The following is a 14,852-nucleotide window of genomic DNA, read 5'->3' as shown; positions in this document are numbered from 1 at the left end:
TCTTCTCCTTTTTCTTTAATATATATATGCTTCTCCCGTTCAGGGATAGTTTCGTCGCACTTAAACAACTTCATTGGCATGGCTGATTGCTCCTTTTGTGCAATAGCTGATAAGAAGACAGACTCTTCTAATCTTTATTTTTGTCAGAAACTTGTTGGAGTTCCTTGATTTCAAAATCCTATCAACCTTTTTAATTAATAATAGTAAAGCTGATAACAATAACGCGAATTAATATTGCAAAATAGCAAGAAAACTAGTTTACAATAGACAGTTCTGTCTAGATTTCAAGCAACACATATACTTCTATATATAAGACTTTTACTCAAGAAAATAGACAGACTATTCTAACTATATATAAGAGCGTAAATGATTTAATTGCTATCCTGATTCTAGATATCTCAATTAGATAGATCGGCGATATTTGCTCAGATCAAAACAATAGGAAAAACGCAATTGTTTGCTTTTAAGCTTTCTAGCTAATGAGTAATTGTAACCACGAATACTGTTTGTAAATTAGTTTGTCAGCGCAAGTAAATTGGCTCGATGTATGATATTCTTTATTTATAGGGAATCTAATACCAGAATAAAAACTCCTTAGATTCCTTTGAAGTGAGTATCAGCCAGCCTCATCAGTTATTGGTGACGGTATAACGTAAATCGAAGTGGAGCAAAACCGCCTAAAAATCGGTTTTTCGTTTGGCGAAGCTGTTGCCATAGCATAGGCTGGACTGATTTTTTTATGTATCTTCTTTGCAGCGAAAACAATGCTTGTCTTGCTGTGATGAAGTAAAAATTTCTCATGCACCTGCCGTATCTATGGAAGTTTTTTTAATTTTTGGTGACAGGATTGGAACTAATTTTTAGCACCCTTGTTGTATCTCGCATCCCACTAATATTTACTGCCATATCTGTAAGAAGTTGTTTAATTTCTAGCAAATAACTGCAATATTTATAGTGCTGAATAGACAGCTGATGTCCACTATCTAACAGCATCAATGCAGTCACAAACTGGGTAGTAAATACTTTCAAGAATTACAACTTCAATTTGATTCAGTACTCTGCTTGATTACACCATAATCTTGGAGGCGAATCAATAAGTCTGCGCCATTATTGAGGTTTTTATGCGGAAAATCGCTATTTATGGAAGAGGGGGAGTTGGCAAATCCACAACGACTCAAAATGTAGTGGCTGGACTCACTGATCTGGATCGTAAGGTGATGGTTGTAGGGTGTGACTCAAAAGCAGACTCCACTCGGCTCCTCTTGGGGGGATTTCACCAGAAGATTGTACTCGACACGTTGCGTAAAGAAGAAGATGATGATGTGAATTTAGAAGACTTCCGTCAGGTGGGATGGGGGAAGACGCTGTGTGTGGAATCGGGTGGGCCGGAACCTGGTGTGGGATGTGCAGGTAGAGGCATTCTGACATCAATTGGGTTGCTGGAACAACTTGGTGCTTATGATGATGCAGTTAGACTTGATTATACATTTTATGACGGTCTGGGTGACGTGGTATGCGGTGGATTTGTCATGCCCATTCGTGAACGTAAAGCTCAAGAAATTTACATTATCACTTCTGGGGAAATTATGGCAATGTATACCGTCAACAACATCTGCCGAAGCATTCAAAAGTATGCGCCCATAGGCGGTATACGTCTGGGAGGATTGATTTGCAACTCTCGCCAAGTCGATGAGGAAGATGATTTGATCAAAGCTCTGGCAGAGAAACTGGGGACTCAAATGATCTACTCTATACCCAGAGACAATATGGTGCAGCAAGCAGAGTTCCACCGCAAGACGGTGATTGAGTATGCTCCTGAGTCTGAACAGGCGCAGCACTATCGCAACCTGGCAATGGCAATTGACCAGAATACAGATTTTGTCACTCCGAAATCTATGTCTAATGAGCAGCTAGAGGAACTGCTAGTACAGTTTGGGTTGTTTAGACATCTCCAAACATTAGGTATCAGCCCAAACTCCACAAGGGTTGCAGATTCATTTTCAGAGATGCCTCTTGAATAGGACGATGCAGTAGGGGTTATCCCTCATACCAAGTGTCTGGAGCAATTGGCAATCTCTGACTCAAAAAAGCAGAAAAAACTGCGTAAACTTCTTAACACCATTTGAGAAATCGGCATTGGTGAACCACGCCAAAATTCGTCTACCTCATTGAAGGAGGAGAACTCATTATGTTGACCGAAGAGGTTTTAGTCCAAAAATTTATCACCATAGCTCAGGGGCGCTGTCCCAAAGTCGGTGAGTTGCTCCAGTACTGCCATGTCGAACTCGTAAACTCTTACTGGGGCTATCCCCCAAAACTTATACAACATTTTGTTGTTTATTATCCTAATATGCTGTTTGCCTCAGTTAATGCCTACCAAGACGTTTTCAGAAGCGTTGCCCAAGATTTGGGGATATGTGAGGCTATTTGCATAAATGCCACACGCATTATCCGCGATCGCTCCTCAAGGTTGAAGGAAAAGAACCCGATCTTATGGTTGGAACTCCAGTGGGTGGCGGTACCAACTAAAAAAGGCGATTGGCATTTAGATCAGGACTTACCGCACTCAGATTAAGGGATTTCCAACAAATAAATTATCCAATCTTGTAGGGTGGGTAAGATGAGTACCCTTGGCTAAGGGCGGGCGAGACGCCCACCCCACAATAAGTAGTTGGGTGTTTTTTTGCAAGTCCCTAAGTTTTCTCTTGATGACGGCAAGCTACGCTAAATTGCTAAATAGTATCTAAAAAGGCAAGTATGCTGGCAATATGTATGCTATGCTTGCAGCAAATAAGTGAAATTGTCAAAATATCAATATGTCTTTCAACAAAAACGGCAAACACTAGAAAATCTTGCGATTGACCCAACAAATTTAAGTTTATCTACTGCGGCTTTTTCTAACGGAGATATACAGCCTCATGAAACTGGATGTGAATCTTTGCAATAACCTGAAGTCAATTAGAACTCGCTTGGGCATGAGTCAGCAAGAACTGGCTAATATAGCTGGCGTAACTCGTCAGAGTATTGGTGGTGTGGAATTAGGACAATATGCTCCTTCTGTTGCCATGTCACTGCGTTTAGCCAAGGCCCTTGGCTGCCAAGTCGAGGACTTATTCTGGTTTGAGGAAGATTTACCAGAAATTGAGGCAATTCTTGCGGGATCACTCCCTAAGCAACAGCAATCACGAGTTAGTCTGGCGCGAGTTGGGAATCAATGGATAGCTTATCCTCTTGTTGGGAATGATGCTTTTCGGATCGAAATGATTCCAGCTGATGGTGAGACGCTTGCAGTGATCTATCCTGATGCTAGGGTTAGCGTTAGCGAAGCGGTAGCGAGTAATCGAGCGTCCGTAGGAGCGTCATCCGTAAGGGTGAAAGAGGTAGCTAGTAATGAGCGTCAATCGGAGGGTGAAGCACAAAGCCAAAACGGTACAAATAAAGTCCTGGTTCGGCTTCTGGATGATATAGACAAACTGCACAATACAGTTGTGATTGCTGGTTGTACACCTGTGCTTTCCCTTTTGGCAAGAGCAACTGAACGTTGGCATCCGCAACTGCGAATTCATTATCGTTTCGCCCACAGCAAGGCGGCATTGCGTAGTCTATGCCAAGGTGAAGTTCATATTGCAGGAATGCACTTATACGATCCCAAAACTAGAGAACATAACATTCCCTTTGTGCGGGAAGCCTTAACAGGCAAGAGTGCCGTTTTGATTACCCTTGGAGTTTGGGAAGAAGGTTTGTTAGTCCCACCAGGAAACCCAAGGGGAATTAAAACAGTTTCCGACTTAGTAGAATTTGGAGCAACTATTGTCACCCATGAAGCGGGTTCTGGCGGTCAGATGCTTTTAGAACGGAAACTCCAAGAAGAAGGAGTGCCATTTCCGACTGTGAAAGGATTTACCCAGATCGTCCACAGCCATCAAGATGTTGCCTTATCTGTAGTGTCAGGAATCGCTGATGCCGGGATCAGTACAGCATCTATAGCTGCTGCCTTTGGGTTGGGATTTATCCCCCTTCATAGTGCGCGATACGACTTGGTGATTATTAAAGAATACTTGGAAGAAGAACCAGTAAAACAGTTCCTCAGTATCTTGGGACATCAGCTAGTGCGATCGCAATTAGAGATTCTCGGCGGCTATGACACTAGCAAGATTGGGGAAGTTGTAGCAAATATTTCGTAATTCGTAATTCGTAATTCGTAATTGTTACCCTCCAGTGAAGAAATATGTCTTTTAGTTTCCACAACTCAAGTTAGCTGCTCTGTCTTTCAATTACTAATTACTCAAGCAAATCAAAATCACCGAATTTTAGATTTTAGATTTTAAATTTTGGATTGAATAATTCAAAATCTAAAATTTAAAAAGGTCTGTTCGCGTAGCGTCTCGTAGAGAAGCCCCTGAATTTAAACGCGAGAACAAATCTAAAATCCAAAATTCTTGATCGTTCGCGCAGCGTCCCGTAGGGAAGAAAGAGCATTCATACATGGGGTCAATCTAAAATCCAAAATCCAAAATCCAAAATTGAGTCACCCAACAATTTAGCCAATGATGAATCATGAGTTCACTATGAATAAACATCCCGTTCACATTAACGATACAACCTTGCGAGATGGCGAACAAGCTGCGGGTGTAGCCTTTAATGTTGAAGAAAAAATTGCGATCGCCACTTTCTTAGATGCCATTGGTGTTCCAGAATTGGAAATTGGCGTGCCGGCAATGGGGCAAGAAGAAGCAGAATCGATCCGAGCGATCGCTAATTTGGGATTAAATGCCCAATTACTTGGCTGGAACCGTGCTAAATTGTCCGATATTCAGGCATCTATCGATTGTGGTTTGGAACGGGTGCATATTTCCGTTCCCGTTTCAGAAATTCAGATTGCCGCCAAGTTTGGGGGTAAGCAACAGGTAATGCTGGATCTGCTGCGGGATGCAATTAATTTCGCTTGCGATCGCGGTTTATCTGTATCTGTGGGTGCAGAAGATGCTTCTAGAGCCGATGAATCTTTTCTACTGGATGTGGCGTATTATGCTCAAGAGTTGGGAGCTTTCCGGTTTCGCTTCTGTGACACTGTAGGAATTCTCGATCCTCTGACTACTTTCAGCAAAGTTCGCTCCCTTGTGCATCATCTATTCATTCCTATAGAAATGCACACACATAATGATTTTGGACTGGCAATGGCCAACTCCCTAGCTGGTATTGAAGCAGGGGCGCGATCGGTCAACACTACGGTAAATGGGATTGGCGAACGTGCAGGTAATGCGGCGCTGGAAGAAATGGTGATGGCACTGAAACACCTCTACAACATCCCAACGGGTATTAATACAAAACGCCTGCTGGAACTGTCACGGTTAGTTGCGAAAGCTGCCAATTGGCCGGTTCCTCCCTGGAAAGCGATCGTGGGTGAAAATACTTTTGCACACGAATCGGGCATTCATGCTCATGGTGTGTTGCAAAATCCCGGTACTTACGAACCGTTTGCGCCGGAAGATGTTGGCTGGGAACGTCGCCTTGTTGTAGGCAAACATTCCGGTCGGCATCTAATCATCAGTGTGCTGCAAGAACATGGAATCATACTCAGTCAGCCAGAAATTCAATCAGTGATGGATGCTGTAAAGCATGAATCAGTAAAAGTTAAGCGCAGTCTCACAGTTGAAGAACTCCTGAGTTTTGTTCCCCAAAGGTGAATTTAATGGGGAATGGGGAGTAGGCAGTGGGGAGTAGGGAGGGTTAAGAAAGCATCACAATTCTGTTTCCGTTAACGAGCGCAATCATTGTACCAACTGCTAGAATACTACCAATAATGTTGGTAGTAGCTATGCCGAGAAAAGAGCAAGGATGGATCACTTTTCAATTGTCTCTAGAAGAACGGCAACTTCTAGAGCAGTACTGTAAGCGGTTTCAACGCACTAAGACTGATGTTTTGCGCTCCCTGTTGCGTAGTCTCCAAGGACAATCACTCAAAGAGCAGGGAAAGCAGTTTGATTCTGAAGAGGTTGATCTTGACCTACTTTGAGCAGTGTTGAAGAATCGCTATCGGTAAAGCCAGTTGTTTTGTAACCAAAGAAATTTGTAATGGGGTGGGTAATCCCTCTGAAATCGTAAAAAAGCGTTCAAGTTCAAAAGTTGATTATGACAAATCCTACAAAATTATTGCGATCGGGGCGCTTCGGGACTGGGTAATGGGGACTGGGTATTGGGTACTGGGTATTGGGTACTGGGTACTGGGCAAGAAAATATGAATCAGATTTGCTTGGGATCTAAATTCCCATCTAAATCTTCCCAGTCCCTAGTCCCCAGTCCCCAGTCCCCAGTCCCTAGTTCAATACCAGTTGATATCCAGGGTAGTCAGGATTGGTTAATTTTAGTAAAGCATTTTTTTCTACCATGCTTAATTTTGATTCCATTCGTACCACAGCAATGCAAAAAGTCCCATACAATTGGGCTTTGATCAAAAACCTGCTTTCACCAGAAGCCAGCTTAGAACTAACTGCGAGTTTTCCCCACGAAGAGTTTCGCCTGTCGGAGGGAGAAGGATATGGATATTCTTGGGGAAAGATGCTTGCTACTAGCGAGGATATTTCCTTGATGCTCAAATCTAGTGATAATCGCTGGCGAGAGCGGATGGCACAAGGCAGACTTACTTATGACTTGAGACACCTTAGTAAAGTCTGGCGACAGTTGATAGAAGGGCTGTGGACAGATTCTTACCGCAAAGCTTTAGCTGAAATGTCTGGGTTAGAACTAAAGGACTGTCTAATGGATATTGGATTTCGCCGATATAGCTCAGGACAGTTGCATCACCCTCATACAGACGAGCCGAACAAAGTTTTAACTCATCTGCTATTTTTCAATCAACAATGGTCTGTAGACTGGGGGGGTTGTTTGCGAATTCTCAAAGACTCCCAGCCGGAATCTGTCTTTCAAGATATTCTACCCCTGAGTGAATCCTCAGTTGCGATCGCCCGTTCTGATAATTCTTGGCATACGGTAACTCCGCTTAATTGCCCTGCTTCTGAGTCTCGGCTAGCCTTACGAGTTGCTTTTTTTCGGAACGATCGCCTTTCAGATTTCGGAGAAACCCAGCTAGCTGCGTAGCAATCAAACAATTTTGGATTTTAGATTTGCAATTTTGGATTGAAAAAGACCATTCGGTACTTAGCCAAAAAACTTTTTAATCCCAAATCCAAAATCGGTACGTTTTTCGTCGTTAGTAATCCCTCCGAAATCGTCAAAAAGTGTTCAAATTCAAAAGCTAACTATGACTAATCCTACAGAACTACTGCGCGAGCGCTACGGTGAAGTTCCCTTCAATCACGAAATTGACTGGAACGAATCTCTAGAAACGCTAATAGCCCACCGTTCAGTCCGGTCTTATCTATCTAAGCCTTTACCACCAGGAACCCTGGAATGGCTAGTTGCTGCTGCTCAATCTGCTCCTAGTTCAGCTAATATGCAAACCTGGAGTGTGGTAGCAGTTGAAGATCCAGAGCGCAAAGCCGAATTATGCAGGCTGGCTAATAACCAAGTATGGATTAACCAAGCTCCCGTATTCTTCATTTGGTTAGCAGATTTAGGTCGTCTGGCTCATGTTGCTGACAGTCGCGGACTAACTCCCGTAGCTCTGGATTATGTAGAACTGTTGGTTAAAGCAATAGTCGATGCTTCAGTCGCAGCCCAAAACGCGATTGTCGCTGCTGAATCTGTTGGTTTAGGAACAGTATATATCGGTGCAATCCGCAAAAGTACTCAAGAGGTAGCCACGTTATTGAATTTGCCACCTTTTGTGTTCCCTGTGTTTGGGTTGTGTGTGGGTTATCCCAATCCTGAAGCACAACCTGTTGTTAAACCACGTCTACCTCAGCCAGCTGTATTCCATCGGGAAACTTATAAATTGGCAGAGCAAGATGAAGCGATCACTCACTATAATGATATCATGAAAGAGTTCTACACTGAACAAAAGATGAATGTCCCTGGTGATTGGTCACAACATTCAGCCGAGCGAATCGCCACTTTAGACTATTTAAAAGGGTGCAAGGATTTGCGTGAGACTCTGAATAACTTCGGCTTCAAGTTGTTATAAAAGGAGTCAACAGCCAGAAGAGACAGAGAACTCTAAGCATTCACCGTACCTCTAGTAGTCTGTCAATAAATAATTGATGGATAAATCCCTTGTAGAGACGGCGATTTATCGCGTCTCTTTAACCGTCAAAATGAATTTGACAGACTACTCGTCTCAAGAAAAGTACACGCTGCGGCGACCAGAGGAGAACTTCTGATATCTGCACCAAAGCTTTTGACACTTCAAGACTCAAAACCCTACACTTCAGTCTCAAAAGATGATTTCGGTGCGTAAGTCTAAGAAATAGATGTATAACTTACGCACCATGACAAAATTATGTCATCGCGAGTGCTGCGATCGCATTCGCGTTGGCGAAGCCTCTCGTAGAGAAGCGTCTCGTAGAGAAGTAATCTCAAACCTTAGTTTTCAGTGCGTAAGTCCTAAAATAGACTCGCTAACTTGTCAGATATAGCAATATCTCCTGCTTGAAACCTTTGTACGAATTTGGGGAATCTGAAGGCATTTAAGCAGTCAACAGGCGAACAATTTAATTGGTATTCCAGCAAGTTTTATCTTTCAAAAAAGGGCTGACCTGTAAGAATCGCTCTTTGACTGAGAATTGCTGACCAAAAATGTAGAACTAACCCGCGAAACCAAAGGAACTTCAAACAATGAATAATCTATCTACCAAAGACCTCAACAGACTACGCTCTCAAAGCAAAATAATCATGAATCGAGTGGAGATTTTCATAGAAACTTACTTATTAGAAGCTCCCCCAGATGAAAGACTGATTAACGAAACCTTACAAGAGATTATCAAGGCTGCGAATAACTTAACAACCGCAGCATCCAAGATGAAAACTGCCGAAACCGCACATAACCTCAACGTCAATGGTTCAAAATAGTTTAACAAACTCCGTGGGTTTAAGTCCCCCGGTTCAATAACCGGCAAGTTTTGGGTCGGGGTCTAAATCCCCGGACGCGACGCTCGAGTACTCGCTAACGCTGCGCTATCGCAGACTCGCTAACACAAAACTTACTTGCGACTTGCGACTTGCGACTTGCGACTTGTTTTAATAGGGCTGAGTTGAACCTCATAGCTAAATGGGGATTGAATACAGTTCCAAGTGCTGAGTAATCGATGCTAGATACTCAGCACTATTTCAGTTATGGAAATAAATGAATTTAGACTGTTAGGAAATACGATGCTCAAAGGGCTAACCTTAAACTTAAATGACTGGTTACAAAGAAATACAATTGTACGTAACCTGGAATTTTTCCAAGACTTTATTATCATTTCTCTATGCGTTGGTTTATTCTGTGTGATGCTCATTCGGCTGGGAGATATGTTCTTCTCCTTTTTGAGTCCATTAGATTTACGGCAAGTAACATCTGATATCCTGTTCATTTTGATTTTAGTAGAGTTATTCCGCCTGTTAATTGATCATATACAACAACAACGGACATCCGTGGCGGCAGCAGTAGAGATTACTATGGTTTCTGCTTTAAGAGAAGTAATTTTACGCGGTGTTCTTGAAATTCCCCGTGACCAAATTTTTGGAATTGCAGTATTTTTAGTAGTATTAGCGGGAATTCTTGTGGCTTTACCTTGGGTATCTAACTTTTTTGAACAGATCAGAATTCCTCACACTGAAACAAAAGAAAAAACGCAATTATTAGCTGATAATCCTCTAGTTCATGATTAATTGTAACCACACATACTGTTTGAAAATTAGTTAGCGATCGCAAGTAGTTTTAACAAATATTATCAAGTAGGAACAACAAAAATATTTACAACAGTAGCCATAAAAGCAGCCCATAAATTCCAAGTAGAAAGCAAGAGTATCCATTTAGATAGGGCAAATTGAAAAAAATCTACTGCAACTCGTAGAACAATTAGCTCAAAGTTAGTAGCAAGGCGATAGGCGATCGCTCAAGTTTCCTCTCTACGAGAGGCTGAACGCGAACGCTTGAAAAATGGGCAGGCTACATCCCCTGAAACGGGCAAAATGTTGGGATTTGAGGGATTGACATAGATCAAACCGATGATTTCTCTAAAATCTGCATAAATAGCGAAAAATCAGCAGATAAGACTATTGAGTGTATATCCAGAGAATTTGTAAAAGTTAAACAAGGAGAATCATCATGAATTCATTGAAAATGTTCAGAAATCCAGCAAAGATTTTGGCATTTGCCCTGTCATTTATTATATTCTGTTTCACCACAGAGGCGATCGCAGCGCCAAGTACCTTTGCCACTTTAATTATCACGGAAAAAGCTCCAATTACCGGAGGTAATTTCAGTATCAACACAACAACTACCCCTTTACCAGCTACAACAGTTATTCGCTCTGCTAAACTTTCCTTAGCTGCTGGTGAAACTGGAACAATCAAGAAGATTAAAATTACTGGCCCAAATGGACTTGAATTTGGTTGTCAAGATATTAAGGTGAAGGACGGCGTTGATTTAATTAAAGCCTGTGGTGGCCCTGCTGTTTTAGAAGCAGGAGGAGCGATTACTTATGTAGCTGAAGGAAGTAGTTTTGCACCAAAACTTAACACCAACCTAACAGTTGTTTTATCGGATGATTTTTAGACACCATTTTTAACCGGAATTACAGCCACAAGTCTGGTGAATAAATTGATCTAACTTTTATTCCAAGCACAAATTAGCTGCATCAAATTCAGCACTCAATATTTGTGCTTGGAATAGATAGAGCTATCGAGTTGGTTCCAGTCTGGGTAGTCTAAACGGCAACCGATGGTAAAATTTGACTCTCCCTGATGGTAGAGATGCTGAATAGCGAAAGCTGATACCATTTTGGATTATGAAAGAGTCATCCAACAGGGAGTAGGGAACTCTTAGTTGGGTGTAGGGAAGACGGCATTGGTCGGGGCTTGAAACATTCATTAATTTTGAATTTTGTTAGCGCAGCGTTAGCGAGTCTTCTCCCTTGGCGTTAGCCTCTCCCTTTGGGAGAAGGGGAGACGCTAAGAGCGATAGCGCCGGCGGCAAGCGAGTCAGACGCTCCTACGTCGCTAACGCTGCGCTATCGAGCGTCACGAGCGTCATTTTGAATTTTGAATTCCGCCTTGCAGTACTAGTCCTAACTTTTTAAGTTGGGCGAGTAATTTCATACAAATCCTGAGTGCGGGTGTACCAGTTACCCGATAGACGACCGATCGCGTGCAATTTTTCGGCATCGATTGTATTTTGCGGTGTCAGTAAATCATCCCGAATATGCCACAGCACCGCCTCAGCAATAATTAATCCCGATTGGCTACCTTCATTCCCTACATAAACTACTTGCTTCAGCACACACTCAATATTAATGGGTGATTCTGCAACTCGTGGCGGACGCACCAGTTTTGAGGGAGCAGGAGTTAGTCCCGCTACTTGAAATTCGTCTACATCTGGCGGAAAGTCGCCAGATGTGGCGTTCATCTGTTCCCCCAATTCTTCAACAACTATGTTGACTACCAGTTCACCCGACTGCTCTACATTCAATAAAGTATCTTTTTTAACACCGCGCCGCAGTCCTGTGGAAATGGCTAGAGTCGGTGGGTTAGCTGTCACACCCATAAAAAAACTGAAAGGCGCGACATTAGGCGTATCATCGCTAGCGATCGTTGACACCCAAGCGATCGGTCGAGGAACCACTGAACCAACAAGTAATTGATAGGTATTTCGTGGGTCGTTCTGGGAGGGATCGATAATCATTGAGATTTTCCTCGCTAAAAATTACAGTTTTTCAAAACTCGATCTTGCCAAAGAGAAGCTTTCCGCCTTAATTGTGCGTAATTTTCATTGCCGCATCTTGCTTTTTCTCGCTATCTGTGAGATGTTCGTACTCAGTCATAAACTACGGTTAGTCTATCAAATTACTGTAGTTTTAATAGGTTAATTAATCCCAATGCTCACCTATTGAGTCTCATTTATATGTTAGAGCTACCAGCACAAGGGTGAAGCCAGTTATGTCAGAAAAACGTTGGAAAAAAGACAGGAGCTTTCAAGATGAAACAAATACATCTAGCAGGTTTCTTACTTGCTTCACAAGTTGTTCACTCTCATGCCGTTTGGCGTCACCCCAGAACTCAGCTAGGCTTTCTCGAACCTGAATATTATCAGAATATTGCCCGTGTTCTGGAACGTGGCAAGTTTGATTTAGTGTTTTTCGCTGACTCTTTAACGATGCCCGATACATACGGCGGTAGTTTTGTCGAGAGTCTGAAATATGGCGCTCAAGGGGCACTCAGGCTAGATCCACTAGTGCTTGCAACTGCGATGGCAGTTGTTACCAAGCATATTGGTATTGGTATCACCCGTTCTACTACTTACTATCAACCCTACGATCTGGCGCGGGGATTTGCCACCCTTGACCACATTAGCCGGGGGCGGGCTGCTTGGAATGTGGTGACATCCAGTAGGGCTAGCGAGGCAGGGAATTTTGGCTTCGATGAGCATCTAGAACACGATCTCCGCTACGATCGCGCCGATGAATTTCTCGAAGTTGCCTCCAAACTTTGGGGTAGCTGGGAAGAAGGGGCATTAGTTCTAGATCAAGAAAACGGCATCTTTGCTGACCCCTCAAAGGTGAATTATGTCCATCATGTAGGGAAATGGTTAAAGTCACGGGGACCGTTGACAGTGCCTCGCTCTCCCCAAGGTCGTCCGGTGATTATTCAAGCCGGTGCTTCTAATAAAGGTAGAGAGTTTGCTGCCAAATGGGCGGAATTAATTTTTGAAATTAGTCCCAATCCCACAGCCATGAAATCTTACTACCAAGATATTAAAACCCGTATGGCTAAATATGGGCGTAACCCAGATACCTGTAAAATTCTACCTGCGGTGATGCCTTTTGTTGGTGAGACAGAAACTATTGCTAAAGAAAAGCAAGTTTTTCACAACGAATTAGTGCATCCGATGGCTGGTTTATTAACTATGTCAAATCATTTAAATGTTGATTTATCGCAATATTCTTTAGATGAATCTGTAGAAAAAGTTGAAGCTCAAGATTATCAAAAACTGTTATCTGTGCTTGAAAGACTGAGTTTAGATAAAACTATAACACTGAAAGAGTTAGGCAAAATTTATGGCAGAAGTCTAGCTGTACCTCAACTGGTTGGGACTCCTATTCAAATTGCTGACAAACTAGAAGCCCTATTTCGTGAAGAGGCTGGGGATGGTTTTGTGATTTCACCTGCTTATCTTCCCGGTTCTTTTGATGAGTTTGTCGATTTAGTGATACCAGAATTACAAAAACGTGGATTATTCCGCAAAGAATATACGGGCAATACTTTAAAGGATTCTTTAGGACTCAATTAAATAATTCATAATTCGTAATTCGTAATTCGTAATGGGGATTTATACCATTTATTTGTGAGGCTGCGCCAAATTTTCTTTCTTTCTTTCTTTCTTTCTTTCTTTCTTTTTTTCTTTGTGTCCTTTGCGCTCTTTGCGGTTCGTTTTTCTTTCTTATACATCAGTCCTAATATGGTTTAGCGCATCTTCATACAGAATTGGTATTAGACTCCTAGAACTAGTTAATAGTTGGATCGGAATTTGTGACTAACTTGTTTATTTTACTAGGAGGTAATTATGACAGAACCACGTTATGGGATTTGGGCACCTGTTGGAGGTAATTTTGGCCCTCTCAACACACCAGAAGAACCTGTGGATGCGAGTTATGAGCGCACGCGATCGCTTATTTTAGAAGCAGAGCGTTTGGGATATGCCAGCACTTTGGTAGCACAGCATATCGCTAACCCCCGCAGTCTAGAACTGGAGCAGCTAGAAACCTGGACGGCATCTGCGGCCTTGGCTGAAGCCACAGAACGAATTGAGATCATCGCTGCCATTAAGCCTCTGCTGTTCCATCCGGCAGTTTTGGCGAAAATGGCGCTGGGCATTGATGCCATTAGTAATGGACGTTTTGCCATAAATTTAATCAGTGCTTGGTTCCGCCCAGAGATGGAACGGACTAATATTCCCTTCCCGCCCCACGATGAACGTTACCGCTATTCGGGTGAGTGGCTGCGGGTTGTTAAGTCCCTCTGGAGTGGCGAGAGGGTTAACTTCCAAGGCCAATATTTCAAAATAGAGGATTTGAGTTTTCGACCAACTCCCATTGCCCAACCCCATCCTCCTATCTACCTTGGCGGGGCATCTGATCCGGCGCAAATACTAGTTGCAGAACAGGGAGATATCTATTTCATTAACGGTCAACCCATTGAGGATGTTCGCAAGGTAATTAAACAAGTTTTAAGTAGACCGCGAACCCTACCCAAACCAGTGCGCTTTGGTTTATCAGCCTTTGTAATTGCTCGTCCCACGGATGCTGAAGCCCAAGCAGAACTTGAGCGACTTTTGGCACTCCAGAAGCAAGAAGAACACTTGAAATTAAGTGTTGCCAAAGGAGTTGATCCAGAAGCCGTGATGTTTCAACTCTTCGCCAAAAATCCTGCTGTTGGCGGCAATGGTGGCACAGCAGCAGGGCTGGTTGGTAGTTACGACACTGTGGCTACACGAGTTGCAGATTTTGTTGATGCCGGAATCGAGACTTTCATGCTGCAATTCAATCCCTTTGTCCCGGAAATGACACGCTTTGCCCAAGAAATTATGCCGCGAGTGCGCTCTTTACAACTTGTGGCTTAAAATTACAGCGCCTTTCAAGTTAGGAGACGCGATAAATCGCCGTCTCTACAGGGAATTTATCCATCAATGATTTAATGGGTGAACTTTAATGGGTGAACTCATTCTTAACTTTTCTTCCTTTGCGCTCTTTGCGTCC

The 14,852-nt window shown here is 42.8% G+C and carries 15 protein-coding genes; 13 read left to right on the top strand and 2 right to left on the bottom strand.

Annotated features, from left to right (window positions below):
* Window positions 1-828: 828 nt before the first annotated feature.
* Window positions 829-1,029: an IS1-like element transposase gene (locus V7K76_RS02160; protein WP_334775164.1), complete on the bottom strand. Its 201-nt coding sequence runs from the start codon at window positions 1,027-1,029 to the stop codon at window positions 829-831.
* Between the two features lie 92 nt (window positions 1,030-1,121).
* Here V7K76_RS02160 and nifH point away from each other — a divergent pair, with 92 nt between their 5' ends.
* From nifH to V7K76_RS02105, 11 genes are all read left to right on the top strand, one after another.
* The gene (nifH, locus tag V7K76_RS02155) at window positions 1,122-2,021 is read left to right on the top strand and encodes a nitrogenase iron protein (protein WP_334775165.1); all 900 of its coding nucleotides are present in this window, start codon (window positions 1,122-1,124) and stop codon (window positions 2,019-2,021) included.
* Window positions 2,022-2,188: 167 nt separating this feature from the next.
* Entirely contained in the window at window positions 2,189-2,575 is a 387-nt protein-coding gene (locus V7K76_RS02150; RefSeq protein ID WP_334775166.1) for a hypothetical protein, read from the top strand.
* A gap of 219 nt (window positions 2,576-2,794) precedes the next feature.
* On the top strand, window positions 2,795-2,947 hold the full coding sequence (locus V7K76_RS02145; protein ID WP_334953409.1) for a hypothetical protein: 153 nt from the start codon (window positions 2,795-2,797) through the stop codon (window positions 2,945-2,947).
* 28 nt (window positions 2,948-2,975) lie between these two features.
* Complete coding sequence (locus tag V7K76_RS02140) at window positions 2,976-4,184, top strand: substrate-binding domain-containing protein (protein ID WP_442936244.1); 1,209 nt, start codon at window positions 2,976-2,978, stop codon at window positions 4,182-4,184.
* Window positions 4,185-4,568: 384 nt separating this feature from the next.
* Window positions 4,569-5,687, top strand: a complete 1,119-nt coding sequence (gene nifV / locus V7K76_RS02135) for a homocitrate synthase (RefSeq protein WP_334953381.1) — start codon at window positions 4,569-4,571, stop codon at window positions 5,685-5,687.
* Window positions 5,688-5,818: 131 nt separating this feature from the next.
* Complete coding sequence (locus V7K76_RS02130) at window positions 5,819-6,016, top strand: hypothetical protein (RefSeq protein WP_334775169.1); 198 nt, start codon at window positions 5,819-5,821, stop codon at window positions 6,014-6,016.
* A 371-nt stretch (window positions 6,017-6,387) separates the two neighbouring features.
* Window positions 6,388-7,098 (top strand): 2OG-Fe(II) oxygenase, encoded by a 711-nt coding sequence (locus V7K76_RS02125; protein ID WP_334775170.1) that lies wholly within the window; start codon window positions 6,388-6,390, stop codon window positions 7,096-7,098.
* Between the two features lie 163 nt (window positions 7,099-7,261).
* Window positions 7,262-8,083 carry an NADPH-dependent oxidoreductase gene (locus V7K76_RS02120; RefSeq protein WP_334775171.1) on the top strand — a complete coding sequence of 274 codons (822 nt, stop codon included), beginning with the start codon at window positions 7,262-7,264 and terminating at the stop codon, window positions 8,081-8,083.
* A 650-nt stretch (window positions 8,084-8,733) separates the two neighbouring features.
* On the top strand, window positions 8,734-8,967 hold the full coding sequence (locus tag V7K76_RS02115) for a hypothetical protein (RefSeq protein ID WP_334775172.1): 234 nt from the start codon (window positions 8,734-8,736) through the stop codon (window positions 8,965-8,967).
* A gap of 300 nt (window positions 8,968-9,267) precedes the next feature.
* Window positions 9,268-9,768, top strand: a complete 501-nt coding sequence (locus V7K76_RS02110; RefSeq protein ID WP_334775209.1) for a phosphate-starvation-inducible PsiE family protein — start codon at window positions 9,268-9,270, stop codon at window positions 9,766-9,768.
* A gap of 439 nt (window positions 9,769-10,207) precedes the next feature.
* The gene (locus V7K76_RS02105; RefSeq protein ID WP_334775173.1) at window positions 10,208-10,657 is read left to right on the top strand and encodes a hypothetical protein; all 450 of its coding nucleotides are present in this window, start codon (window positions 10,208-10,210) and stop codon (window positions 10,655-10,657) included.
* Window positions 10,658-11,176: 519 nt separating this feature from the next.
* Here V7K76_RS02105 and V7K76_RS02100 read toward each other — a convergent pair.
* Complete coding sequence (locus tag V7K76_RS02100; RefSeq protein ID WP_334775174.1) at window positions 11,177-11,782, bottom strand: flavin reductase family protein; 606 nt, start codon at window positions 11,780-11,782, stop codon at window positions 11,177-11,179.
* A 294-nt stretch (window positions 11,783-12,076) separates the two neighbouring features.
* On the opposite strand from V7K76_RS02100, the gene V7K76_RS02095 reads away from it, so the two are divergent.
* Entirely contained in the window at window positions 12,077-13,387 is a 1,311-nt protein-coding gene (locus tag V7K76_RS02095; RefSeq protein WP_334775175.1) for an LLM class flavin-dependent oxidoreductase, read from the top strand.
* Between the two features lie 273 nt (window positions 13,388-13,660).
* The gene (locus V7K76_RS02090; protein WP_334775176.1) at window positions 13,661-14,716 is read left to right on the top strand and encodes an LLM class flavin-dependent oxidoreductase; all 1,056 of its coding nucleotides are present in this window, start codon (window positions 13,661-13,663) and stop codon (window positions 14,714-14,716) included.
* Window positions 14,717-14,852 lie beyond the last annotated feature (136 nt).

The organism is Nostoc sp. (assembly GCF_036917975.1).
Classification (GTDB): domain Bacteria; phylum Cyanobacteriota; class Cyanobacteriia; order Cyanobacteriales; family Nostocaceae; genus Nostoc.
Note: the sequence above shows the minus strand (reverse complement) of the source record. Positions and strands in the feature narration are given on the sequence as shown.